This window comes from Vibrio injensis, from assembly GCF_001895205.1.
GTDB classification, from domain to species: domain Bacteria; phylum Pseudomonadota; class Gammaproteobacteria; order Enterobacterales; family Vibrionaceae; genus Vibrio; species Vibrio injensis.
This window is the reverse complement of sequence record NZ_BDJF01000006.1, coordinates 83,599-95,607: the sequence shown is the minus strand read 5'-3', so window position 1 is coordinate 95,607 and position 12,009 is coordinate 83,599. Positions and strand designations below refer to the sequence as shown.

The window sequence follows — 12,009 nt, the reverse complement described above, 5'->3', positions numbered from 1 at the left end:
TATGAGGATTCACGGATTTGCTACCTCGCAGCCCTCCTAATCATTAAGGAGATAGTACTTTTTTTCTTGTTGTACGAAAGCGACGTGGCAATCAATGAAAGACGGTTTGGATGAGTCGATGATTTATCGAAAACCGAGTACGCAGAGGATAATATAAAACCTAGTATTTTACTCAGGTATTTGCTATTTTTTCGCAAAATACCACCAAAAGAGCAGCATTGATGTCCATCTGGCAAAACACGACACTGACCAATCGTTACCATGCGTTACCCAAGGTTTTTTATCGAGAAGTTACGCCTGAGCCACTCGATAATCCGCAGTGGGTAGCATGGAATGCTAAGTTTGCTACTCAGTTCGGTTTACCCGATACACCCGATCAAGAACTGCTTGTTTGTTTCTCGGGGCAACAGATGCCGGAGAGTTTTAAACCACTGGCAATGAAATACGCGGGTCATCAATTCGGGGTTTATAATCCAGATTTAGGCGATGGGCGAGGTTTGCTATTAGCTGAAATAACCAGTCTCTCAGGGGAAGTCTTTGATCTGCATTTAAAAGGTGCTGGGCTTACTCCTTATTCACGGATGGGCGATGGGCGAGCGGTCTTACGTTCGACCATCCGTGAATATTTATGTAGTGAAGCCATGGCTGGGTTAGGCATGGCCACTACTCGAGCTTTGGGGATGATAGCAAGCGATACATTAGTCTATCGTGAGCAAGCAGAAAAAGGCGCTTTATTAGTCAGGATGAGCCAAAGCCATGTGCGTTTTGGCCACTTTGAGCATTTCTTTTATACTAATCAAATCAATGAACTACGTTTATTAGCCGATAAGGTTATCGAGTGGCATTATCCACAATGTCTGCAAACGGAGCACCCTTATGCTGATTGGTTTGCCCAGGTTGTTGAGCGAACCGCAAAGATGATTGCTCAATGGCAAGCGGTCGGTTTTGCTCATGGGGTAATGAATACGGATAATATGTCTATTCTTGGACAAACGTTTGATTATGGTCCTTTTGGGTTTTTAGATGATTATGACCCAAGTTTTATTTGTAACCACTCGGATTATCAAGGCCGTTATGCGTTTAATCAGCAACCAAGAATAGGTTTATGGAATCTATCTGCTTTAGCACACGCTTTATCACCGCTTATTGATCGTGCCGATTTAGAACAAGCATTGAGCCGTTATGAACCATTACTTAATCAATATTTTAGCGAGCTAATGCGTCAAAAATTAGGTTTATTGATGGCACAACCTGGGGACAGAGAGTTATTCGAACAGCTATTTACGTTACTTTCGAAACACCGAGTCGACTACACGCGTTTTATGCGTCAGTTATCGTGTTTAGATCATGCTGATGAACAAAGCGTTATCGATCTCGTTGCCGATAGAGACGCTGGTCAGCGGTGGCTAGAGCGTTACTTGCAGCGTTGTCAGCAAGAGAGAGATGCTCAGGGCTATTCGCTCTCAGCTTCTGAGCGTTGTGTAACCATGCGTAAGCATAATCCGAAATACATTTTACGAAATTACTTGGCACAGATTGCGATTGAACGCGCTGAGCAGGGGGACTATCGTGAACTGGAGCGCTTAACCAACGTGTTACGCGATCCTTTTTCAGAACAAGTTGAGAACGAGCATTACGCTCAGTTACCTCCCGATTGGGGAAAGACGCTGTCGATAAGCTGCTCCTCTTAGACGATGTTTTCTTGCACCTCGACGTTGCGATAGGGCCTTTCAACGTCGGACCTTTATCCCACTCTCATCTCATGTCGACAATGTCTTGTGACCTTAAGATTTATCATCGTGAGAGATCTCCGTCGGGTATTGGATTTTTTAAAGTATAAAAGTAAGAGCAAGATCTCTTTTTATTGATTTGGAGAAAAAAAGCCCTCGATTCTCTTGAAAAAGCCTTTATTGTCCCCATTTCGATTACAGCGCATTGAAACGATGTGATGAATTTTTTAGCACTTAGGCGAGTTTTTATTAGATTGACAGATTCCGGCTTGGGGTTTAACTCGACAGCAAAAGCTTGGGTCGGTAGAATGTCGCGTCTAAATTTTGGTCCTGAGACTAATCAGAGATACCTTTATTCGGCGCAAATCGGCAAAGATATCACTCATTAGTCCGGCGTGAAGGTGAGTTAACTGGATACGCCGATGCTCAATGTTTTATCGCTAAGTGTTCAATCGAGCACCACACAAGGATGCAGCCAGTCAATGTATTGGCTCATGATGCTCAGTAATACTGAGCCAGTTTTGAGGTTTATAAATAATGCAAGTTACTGTTGAAACGCTAGAAGGCCTAGAGCGCCGTCTCAATATTACTGTTCCAGCTGCAAACATCGAAGATGCGGTGACAGCGGAACTACGCAACATCGCGAAAAACCGTCGTTTCGATGGTTTCCGTAAAGGCAAAGTGCCAATGAAGATGGTTGCTAAGATGTACGGCAAAGCAGTACGTCAAGATATGCTTGGTGAAGTGATGCACCGTCACTTTATTGAAGCTATCGTAAAAGAAAAAATCAACCCAGCGGGCGCACCAACGTTTGCTCCTGTTTCAATGGAAGAAGGCCAAGATTTGGTGTTCACTGCAACTTTTGAAGTTTATCCAGAAGTTGAGTTGAAAGGCCTAGAAAATATTACAGTAGAAAAACCAGCCGCAGAAGTGACCGATGCTGATGTCGCTGAAATGCTAGAAACGCTTCGTAAGCAGCAAGCGAGCTGGGTAGAAGTTGATGAAGCGGCTGAAGAAGGTAAGCGTGTTTCTATCGATTTCATCGGTTCGATTGACGGTGAAGAGTTTGAAGGTGGCAAAGCTGAAAACTTCCCACTAGAAATGGGCGCAGGCCGTATGATCCCTGGTTTTGAAGACGGTATTGCTGGCAAAACTAAGGGTATGGAATTTGAAATCGACGTGACTTTCCCAGAAGATTACCATGCGGAGAATCTAAAGGGTAAAGCGGCCAAGTTTGCTATCAAAGTAAATAAAGTTGAAGCGCGCGAGCTACCAGAATTAAACGATGAATTCGTTGCTAAATTTGGCGTTGCAGATGGCGGCCTTGAAGGTCTTAAAGCTGAAGTACGTAAAAACATGGAACGTGAGCTAAAGCAAGCGATTAAAAACCGTGTAAAAGAGCAAGCGATTGAAGGTTTAGTGAAAGAGAATGAACTACTGGTTCCTTCTGCTTTGGTTGATCAAGAGATCAACGTGCTACGTCAACAAGCTGCACAACGTTTTGGCGGTAACACTGAAGCGGCTAACCAACTTCCACGTGAGCTATTTGAAGAACAAGCGAAACGCCGTGTTGTTGTTGGTCTACTACTTGGTGAAGTGATCCGTACTCAAGAGCTGAAAGCGGATGAAGAGAAAGTAAAAGCGATCATCGAAGAGATGGCAACCGCTTATGAAGACCCAAGTGAAGTGATTGCTTACTATCAACAAAATGAGCAAATGATGAACAATATGCGCAATGTTGCTCTAGAAGAGCAAGCGATCGATGCCATCATTGCTAAAGCACAAGTGACTGAAAAAACCGTTAGCTTTAATGAGCTAATGAACCCAGAAGCGGCTTAATTTTAGTCGGTGATCAGCAAGAAGGGTTGACGAAACCTTGACTCTTCTGCTAACAATGGTCCGTGTGATGCCCATCATTCGGGCCATTTATTTTAGGGATATAAAAAGACTATGAGCTACCAAGAAAAAAATGCAATGTCGCCAATTATTGACGCGCTAGTACCCATGGTGGTGGAACAAACTTCTCGTGGTGAGCGCTCATACGACATCTATTCTCGCTTATTGAAAGACCGGGTGATTTTTCTAACGGGTCAAGTGGAAGATCACATGGCAAATCTTGTCGTGGCTCAACTGCTTTTCTTAGAATCTGAAAACCCAGATAAAGATATTTTTCTGTACATCAACTCACCCGGTGGTAGCGTAACCGCAGGCATGTCAATTTATGACACGATGCAGTTTATTAAACCAAACGTAAGCACTCTGTGCGTTGGACAAGCTTGTTCTATGGGCGCGTTTTTATTGGCAGGAGGAGCACCAGGTAAACGTTACGTTCTGCCTAACTCACGAGTCATGATTCACCAACCACTCGGTGGATTCCAAGGACAAGCATCGGATATTCAGATTCATGCACAAGAAATTCTGAGCATCAAAAACAAATTAAATACACTGCTTGCAGAGCATACTGGACAGCCATTAGAAGTCATCGAACGTGATACTGATCGTGATAACTTTATGTCAGCTCAGCAAGCGGTCGATTACGGTCTTGTTGACGCGATACTGACCCATCGCGGTGAATAACAATCGTAATAATTGATTAACGCAATTTGAGGTAAATTGTTATACACTCAAATTATCAAGAGTAAAGGCTAAGAGGTTAGCGAATGACAGATAAAAGCAAAGAGGGTAGTAGCAGTAAGCTACTGTACTGCTCTTTCTGTGGCAAAAGCCAGCACGAAGTTCGCAAGCTAATCGCAGGTCCTTCAGTCTACATTTGTGATGAATGTGTCGATCTTTGTAACGATATTATTCGTGAAGAGATCAAAGATGTATTACCGAAGAAAGAGTCGTTGGCGTTACCAACACCGCGTGAAATTCGTGAACATCTTGATGACTATGTGATTGGCCAAGAACACGCGAAAAAAGTGCTCGCTGTTGCGGTATATAACCACTATAAGCGTTTACGTAATGGTGATACAACCAGTGACGGTGTGGAACTCGGTAAAAGTAATATTCTACTGATTGGTCCAACCGGTAGTGGTAAAACACTGTTGGCAGAAACGTTAGCTCGCTTTTTGGATGTGCCATTTACCATGGCCGACGCTACCACCCTGACTGAAGCAGGCTATGTGGGCGAAGATGTTGAAAACATCATTCAAAAATTGCTACAGAAATGCGATTACGACGTGGCAAAAGCCGAGCGCGGGATCGTGTATATCGATGAAATCGATAAGATTTCACGCAAAGCAGAAAATCCGTCGATCACTCGAGATGTTTCTGGTGAAGGCGTTCAACAAGCACTGCTGAAACTGGTCGAAGGTACGGTTGCTTCTGTGCCGCCACAAGGTGGACGTAAGCATCCTCAACAAGAGTTTTTACAGGTTGATACCTCAAAAATCCTCTTCATTTGTGGTGGTGCTTTCTCTGGTTTAGATAAAGTCATTGAGCAACGTGTGGCCAAAGGAACTGGAATTGGTTTTGGTGCTGAAGTCCGCTCAAAAGACAGCAGTAAATCATTGAGTGAATTATTCACCCAAGTTGAGCCAGAAGATTTGGTTAAATACGGTTTGATTCCAGAGTTTATTGGCCGTTTACCAGTGACAGCCACCCTGACTGAGCTGGATGAGAAAGCCTTAATTCAAATCTTATGTGAACCTAAAAACGCATTGACTAAACAGTACGCAGCTCTTTTTGAGCTGGAGAAAACAGAACTTGAATTTCGTGAAGATGCTTTACGGGCTATCGCGGCTAAAGCGATGAAACGTAAAACGGGTGCACGTGGTTTACGTTCAATTCTTGAAAATGTACTGTTAGAAACCATGTATGAACTTCCTTCAATGTCAGATGTTGAAAAAGTCGTCATTGATGAGTCAGTGATTAATGGTGAGTCAGAGCCGCTACTTATTTACTCTGGAAATGAGAGTCAGGCTGCAGGCGCTGAGTAAAAAGTGTTCAACCATTTTTAAAAGGAGGTAGTCATACCTCCTTTTTTTAATTCCGTCATTGAATCCAGTTAGTTAGGCCCCATATACTCCGATATACATAAAAGCGGAAGAGAGAATAATATGAACTTGGAACGTTCCGAGCGTATCGAGATCCCAGTACTACCTCTGCGCGATGTGGTGGTATACCCACATATGGTCATTCCTCTGTTTGTTGGCCGTGAAAAATCCATCCAATGTTTAGAAGCAGCGATGGATAACAACAAACAAGTGCTCTTGGTTGCTCAAAAACAAGCTGAAACCGATGAGCCTAAAGTTTCCGATCTATTTACAGTGGGAACGGTAGCGACCATTCTTCAACTATTAAAACTGCCAGACGGTACGGTCAAGGTGTTAGTTGAAGGTCAGCAGCGCGCAAAAATCAATCAATTTCATGAGGGTGATTTCTTCTCAGCAGAGGCTGAGTATCTGCTGACATCAGAGTTGGATGAAAAAGAACAAGAAGTGATTGTTCGCAGTGCGATCAATCAATTTGAAGGTTTTATCAAACTGAATAAGAAAATCCCACCTGAAGTACTTACTTCGTTGAATGGGATTGATGAAGCGGCTCGCTTAGCTGATACCATCGCGGCCCACATGCCTTTAAAATTGGTGGATAAGCAAAAAGTATTAGAAATTTTAGACATCTCTGAGCGTTTAGAGTTTTTAATGGGGCAAATGGAGTCAGAGATCGATCTGTTACAGGTTGAGAAGCGTATTCGCACTCGAGTGAAAAAGCAGATGGAGAAATCTCAGCGTGAGTACTACTTGAATGAGCAAATGAAAGCCATTCAAAAAGAGCTCGGTGAGATGGATGACACACCTGATGAATTCGAAACTCTGCAAAAGAAAATCGATGATTCAAAAATGCCTAAAGAAGCTCGCGATAAAACCCAGCAAGAGCTACACAAACTCAAAATGATGTCACCGATGTCTGCAGAAGCCACAGTGGTGCGTAGTTATATCGATTGGATGGTCAGCGTGCCTTGGACTAAACGTTCTAAGGTTAAAAAAGATCTCGCCAAAGCGGAAGAGATTCTTAATGCTGATCATTACGGCTTAAAACGGGTTAAAGAGCGCATCTTAGAGTATCTTGCGGTGCAAACTCGGATCAATAAACTCAAAGGTCCTATCCTATGTTTGGTTGGACCTCCAGGGGTTGGTAAAACGTCATTAGGTCGTTCTATTGCATCTGCAACGGGACGCCAGTATGTGCGTATGGCATTAGGTGGAGTACGTGATGAAGCGGAGATTCGTGGTCACCGTCGTACTTACATTGGTTCACTGCCGGGTAAATTAATCCAGAAAATGGCTAAGGTTGGGGTGAAAAACCCACTCTTCCTGTTGGATGAGATTGATAAAATGTCTTCAGATATGCGCGGCGATCCCGCTTCTGCGCTATTAGAAGTCTTAGATCCAGAGCAGAACAATTCGTTTAATGATCATTATTTGGAAGTGGATTACGACTTATCTGACGTAATGTTTGTGGCGACATCAAACTCGATGAACATTCCTGGCCCCTTGTTGGATCGTATGGAAGTGATTCGTTTGTCTGGCTATACCGAAGATGAAAAACTCAATATTGCTAAGCGCCATTTGGTGAATAAGCAAATTGAGCGTAATGGATTAAAACCCAGCGAGATCATCATCGAGGATTCAGCCATCATCGGCATCATACGTTATTACACACGTGAAGCTGGTGTACGTGGACTTGAACGCGAAATTTCGACAATTTGTCGTAAAGCGGTGAAAAAGATCTTGCTTAATGCCTCGGTGAAAACCGTTACGGTTAACCAAGAAAACTTAAAAGAGTTTTTAGGGGTACAGCGGTTTGATTACGGTAAAGCCGATGATAGCAACCGTATTGGTCAGGTGACAGGATTAGCGTGGACAGAAGTTGGTGGTGACTTACTGACGATTGAGACTCAATCGATGCCTGGTAAGGGTAAGTTAACTCAAACAGGCTCGCTTGGCGATGTAATGCAAGAATCGATTCAGGCCGCCATGACCGTTGTTCGTTCTCGAGCCGATAAATTAGGCATCAATAGCGATTTCTACGAGAAAAAAGATATCCATGTCCATGTTCCTGAAGGCGCCACTCCGAAGGATGGGCCAAGTGCGGGTATTGCAATGTGTACCGCACTGGTATCTAGTTTAACAGGTAACCCTGTTAAAGCTGAAGTTGCAATGACAGGAGAAATCACTTTGCGTGGTGAAGTTCTTCCTATCGGCGGCTTAAAAGAGAAGTTGTTAGCCGCGCATCGTGGCGGCATAAAAATGGTGTTAATTCCAAAAGACAATGAACGTGATTTGGAAGAGATCCCAGATAATGTCATCGCGGATCTGCAAGTGATCCCTGTCCAGTGGATCGATGAAGTATTACAGCTTGCTCTAGAGAACGACCCTGCCGGGGTTAGTTTTGCTGTTGTAAAATAGTGATGTGTAGCAAAAATAACTAAAAGATTACGCTGATAGGTCGAAAAAGGCTTGTCAGCGTTTTTTTTGGGAGCTAACGTTACCAACTATGGCTTAAGCCCTGTTGTAATAAGGCATTAAGCCTGTTTTTAATCTTAATGGAACGAAATCGGCACCGAACAAAACAATAACTTGGTGACCAAAGGGGAATTACAGTGAATAAGACACAACTAGTAGAAAAAATCGCAGAAAATGCGGATATCTCAAAAGCATCTGCAGGTCGCGCATTGGATGCATTTATTGAAGCAGTGACTGATACACTTCAATCTGGTGATCAAGTAGCATTAGTGGGTTTCGGTACTTTCTCTGTCCGCTCACGCGCTGCTCGTACTGGTCGTAACCCTAAAACGGGTGAAGAGATCCAAATTGCTGAAGCTAAAGTACCCGCGTTTAAGGCTGGCAAAGCTTTAAAAGACGCTTGTAACTAATACAAGGTGTTTTTTGCCGTTTTAACGCAAAAATAATTCGAACCTTTTGAAATTATGCGCATCCTACTGATGCGCATTTCTTTTTCTGATATTATCGCGCTATTCAATTTTTGGCTGAAGCGTCTAGCTTCAAACCTGGAGAGCAGTACAACTATGATGGAACGATTACGCGAAGGCGTGAACAGCATCGCGGTGAAAATTATCCTAGGACTCATCATCCTATCGTTTATCTTTGCAGGCGTGGGTAACTATATCGTTGGCGGTGGCAATAATGCAGCAGCTAAAGTCGGCAAGACAGAGATCAGTCGTGGCGAATTTGAACAGGCGTATCAAAATGAACGTAATCGCATGCAGTCACAACTCGGCGATTACTTTTCTACATTACTAGCAGACCCTACTTATGTCGCTTCACTACGACGTTCAGTGCTTGATAGCATGATCAATGATATTTTAATTGAACAGCATGCACAGTCGCTCGGTTTACGTGTGAGTGATAATCAAGTTCGTCAAGCCATTATTGCCATGCCAGAGTTTCAGTCGGCTGGTCAATTTGATCAAAATATTTATCAATCGGCTCTGCGTCGCGCAGGGTTTACCCCTGATGCATTTGCGGAATATATGCGTCGTAGTTTGGTTCGTGATCAATTGGTTGCGGCTTTACAGACCAGCGAGTTTACTTTGCCTGGTGAAGTCGAAGCGCTGAGTGCTTTAGTGGCTCAAACGAGGGAGGTACGGACCATCACGCTACCGACTGCCGATTTCGCAAAAGAGGTTCAGCTAACGGATCAAGAGATTGAGCAATATTATCAACAAAATGATGATCGATATACTCGTCCGGAACAGATGAGACTTTCTTATATCGAGTTGTCAGCTCAGCAGTTGAAAGAAGCTATCACTATCACTGATGAGCAGAGCAAAGCATTCTATGCTGCACATCAAGATAAATATGCTTCTAAAGAACAGCGTAAAGTGAGCCATATCATGATCCAAGGGGATGATGAACAAGCAGCTCAAGCGATTTTAGAACAATTGCACAATGGGGCGGACTTTGCTCAATTGGCGAAAGAGAAATCACAAGACATTGGTAGCTCACAAGAAGGTGGTGAGCTAGGTTGGATTGAACGTGATACGATGGACGCTGCTTTTGAAAGTGCCGCTTTTGCTCTTCAACAAGTCGGTGAAATTAGCGGACTGGTAAAATCGGATTTCGGCTACCATATTATTAAACTTGATGAACTCAAGGCTCCGGTGATTAAGCCTTATGAGCAAGTTGCTGCTGAGATAAAAGCGGAGCTACAAGATCAGCAAGCGGTTGATCAGTTTTATCAACTACAAACTGAGCTAGAACGTATCGCTTTTGAGTCACCAGACTCGCTAGATGAAGCCGCTAAGGCCATTGGCGTAGTTATTCAACACACGGATTTTACTTCGGTTGCAGAATTACCTGATGTATTGAGTGCTCCTGCGGTTATACAAGCGCTGCGCCAGCCAGAAGTGAAAGAAGATCAACTGAACTCGGATGCGATTGAAATTGCCCCTGAACATGTTGTGGTTGTCCGTGTTGAGCAAACCCGACCAGAAATTATTTTGCCATTAGCTGAGGTACGTGAGCAAATCGTTGCCACGTTATCGCGTTTAAAAGCGGAACAGCAAGCACTGCAGTTGGCGAATGATTTAGTGACTGCTTTAAACGCTGGCGATAATAGTTTATTAGACGCTCATCAATTAGCCTTTAGTGAGGTTCAGCGTATGGATAGAAGTTCTCCATTGGCTGAAATCGTCTTTTCTATGCCGAAGCCAGAAGGTGAGCACCATGTTTATGCACATGGCAAAGATGCACAAGGCAATGTTGTTGTTATCGCTCTGGCCGCTGTAACGACAGAGGTTGACCCACAGTTAAATCAGCAAATTGGCGCTCAGTTATCTCGCATTGGGTTACAACAAAATGTTGAAGGTATTTTGGGTGTATTACGTCAAAATACGAAAATCCAATATTATGGTTTAGAGCAATAATTCCTTGTTATGTAAATAACATGTTTATCATTTTGGGCTGCATTTGCAGCCCATTTTATTTTCCTATTTCCCTCAAATAGTCGATACCACTGATCCTTTATTATCGTCTTGTCTAACCCCTGTACTATAAGAGAGCACAAGGTTGTTGTTCACTAAAACTAGGTTTATTTGCCTGGTGAACCCTGTGCTATCTGGTGGTATAGAGATGTGATAAATACTTAAATAAGGAAGGAAACAATGGTTAAGAATTATTTCCTTGCTCTGTTGTTGGGCTTAAGTCTGCCCGTTAGCCAAGCAATGAGCAAAGAAACAGTTAGCATCAATCAGGGCTTTGAGATCACAGTGAATGTTAATACCGCCTCTGCAGAAGAGATCGCGACGTTGTTACAAGGCATTGGTTTGCAAAAAGCTCAGGCGATTGTTGAATATCGTGAAATAAATGGTCAGTTTTTAACAAAAGAAGACCTAACCAAAGTAAAGGGGATTGGGCCAGCAATTGTGACAAGAAACGATAAACGTATTTTGTTATGAAGTGAATAACCTTTAGAGGATAAAACTCAGGCTAAGTCCTGAGTTTTTTATGAGGGGAACTCCTAGTCTGAAACTCGCATCTTATTGCCAGTTCAGTATATAATTCAGCGTTGACCAATCACGCGATGAGTCGTGAACCAAACGAATGGAGTAAAGCATGTCCTTGCAAACAACGGTAATAACCGTGGATGGACCCAGTGGTGCTGGTAAAGGCACTCTGTGTATGTTGTTGGCGAAAAAGCTCGGTTTTCAACTGCTGGATTCGGGGGCAATCTATCGTGTGCTCGCCTTAGCCGCAATTCATCATGGCGTTGATCCTGATTCTGAAGAGGCACTAGTTCCTCTAGCCACACACCTTGATGTTGAGTTCATTGCTGAAGGCGACTTGGTTAAAGTAATTTTAGAAGGTGAAGACGTTTCTAAGGCCTTACGTAAAGAAGAAACGGGTATGGCCGCCTCAAAAATTGCCGCTTTGCCTCGTGTCCGTGAGGCATTATTGCGTAGACAGCGTGCGTTCGAGCAAGGTAAAGGCTTAGTGGCTGATGGGCGAGATATGGGAACGGTGGTCTTTCCTGAAGCTGCGGTGAAAATTTTTCTTGATGCAAGTGCAGAAGAGCGTGCGCGTAGACGCTATAAGCAGTTGCAACTGAAGGGCCTTGATGTTAAATTTGACGCCCTTTTAAGCGAAATTCAAGAACGTGACGATAGAGATCGGAATCGTTCAGTGGCGCCACTGCGTCCAGCGGAAGGTTCGCTATTATTAGATTCAACGACTTTGTCTATCGACGAGGTTGTGGCTCAAGCATTACAATACATCGAATCGAAGTTAGCGGAATAAACCACGTTAGCTAAGAA

General features: G+C 43.5%; 9 protein-coding genes. All 9 read left to right on the top strand.

From position 1 onward, the window contains the following. Positions 1 to 221 precede the first annotated feature (221 nt). A complete protein-coding gene (locus BSR11_RS00590) occupies positions 222 to 1,691 on the top strand; it encodes a protein adenylyltransferase SelO (protein ID WP_072668580.1) in 1,470 nt (489 codons plus the stop codon). A gap of 576 nt (positions 1,692 to 2,267) precedes the next feature. After that, a complete protein-coding gene (tig, locus tag BSR11_RS00585; protein WP_072668579.1) occupies positions 2,268 to 3,569 on the top strand; it encodes a trigger factor in 1,302 nt (433 codons plus the stop codon). Positions 3,570 to 3,680: 111 nt separating this feature from the next. Further along, on the top strand, positions 3,681 to 4,307 hold the full coding sequence (gene clpP, locus BSR11_RS00580) for an ATP-dependent Clp endopeptidase proteolytic subunit ClpP (RefSeq protein WP_072668578.1): 627 nt from the start codon (positions 3,681 to 3,683) through the stop codon (positions 4,305 to 4,307). Positions 4,308 to 4,390: 83 nt separating this feature from the next. Continuing rightward, complete coding sequence (clpX, locus tag BSR11_RS00575; RefSeq protein ID WP_072668577.1) at positions 4,391 to 5,671, top strand: ATP-dependent protease ATP-binding subunit ClpX; 1,281 nt, start codon at positions 4,391 to 4,393, stop codon at positions 5,669 to 5,671. Positions 5,672 to 5,791: 120 nt separating this feature from the next. Continuing rightward, complete coding sequence (gene lon / locus BSR11_RS00570; protein ID WP_072668576.1) at positions 5,792 to 8,143, top strand: endopeptidase La; 2,352 nt, start codon at positions 5,792 to 5,794, stop codon at positions 8,141 to 8,143. Between the two features lie 194 nt (positions 8,144 to 8,337). Then, positions 8,338 to 8,610 carry a non-specific DNA-binding protein Hbs gene (hbs, locus tag BSR11_RS00565; RefSeq protein ID WP_004395643.1) on the top strand — a complete coding sequence of 91 codons (273 nt, stop codon included), beginning with the start codon at positions 8,338 to 8,340 and terminating at the stop codon, positions 8,608 to 8,610. Between the two features lie 153 nt (positions 8,611 to 8,763). Continuing rightward, positions 8,764 to 10,623, top strand: a complete 1,860-nt coding sequence (gene ppiD / locus BSR11_RS00560; RefSeq protein WP_072668950.1) for a peptidylprolyl isomerase — start codon at positions 8,764 to 8,766, stop codon at positions 10,621 to 10,623. 237 nt (positions 10,624 to 10,860) lie between these two features. Then, a complete protein-coding gene (locus tag BSR11_RS00555; protein WP_072668575.1) occupies positions 10,861 to 11,154 on the top strand; it encodes a ComEA family DNA-binding protein in 294 nt (97 codons plus the stop codon). 157 nt (positions 11,155 to 11,311) lie between these two features. Then, the gene (gene cmk / locus BSR11_RS00550; protein WP_040904501.1) at positions 11,312 to 11,992 is read left to right on the top strand and encodes a (d)CMP kinase; all 681 of its coding nucleotides are present in this window, start codon (positions 11,312 to 11,314) and stop codon (positions 11,990 to 11,992) included. The last annotated feature ends 17 nt before the right edge of the window (positions 11,993 to 12,009 follow it).

Excerpts from the sequence above, each read along its gene's own strand:
- BSR11_RS00590 (WP_072668580.1), top strand. The coding sequence starts at position 222 with ATGTCCATCTGGCAAAACACGACACTGACCAATCGTTACCATGCGTTA.
- tig (WP_072668579.1), top strand. The coding sequence starts at position 2,268 with ATGCAAGTTACTGTTGAAACGCTAGAAGGCCTAGAGCGCCGTCTCAAT.
- clpP (WP_072668578.1), top strand. The coding sequence starts at position 3,681 with ATGAGCTACCAAGAAAAAAATGCAATGTCGCCAATTATTGACGCGCTA.
- clpX (WP_072668577.1), top strand. The coding sequence starts at position 4,391 with ATGACAGATAAAAGCAAAGAGGGTAGTAGCAGTAAGCTACTGTACTGC.
- lon (WP_072668576.1), top strand. The coding sequence starts at position 5,792 with ATGAACTTGGAACGTTCCGAGCGTATCGAGATCCCAGTACTACCTCTG.
- ppiD (WP_072668950.1), top strand. The coding sequence starts at position 8,764 with ATGATGGAACGATTACGCGAAGGCGTGAACAGCATCGCGGTGAAAATT.
- BSR11_RS00555 (WP_072668575.1), top strand. The coding sequence starts at position 10,861 with ATGGTTAAGAATTATTTCCTTGCTCTGTTGTTGGGCTTAAGTCTGCCC.
- cmk (WP_040904501.1), top strand. The coding sequence starts at position 11,312 with ATGTCCTTGCAAACAACGGTAATAACCGTGGATGGACCCAGTGGTGCT.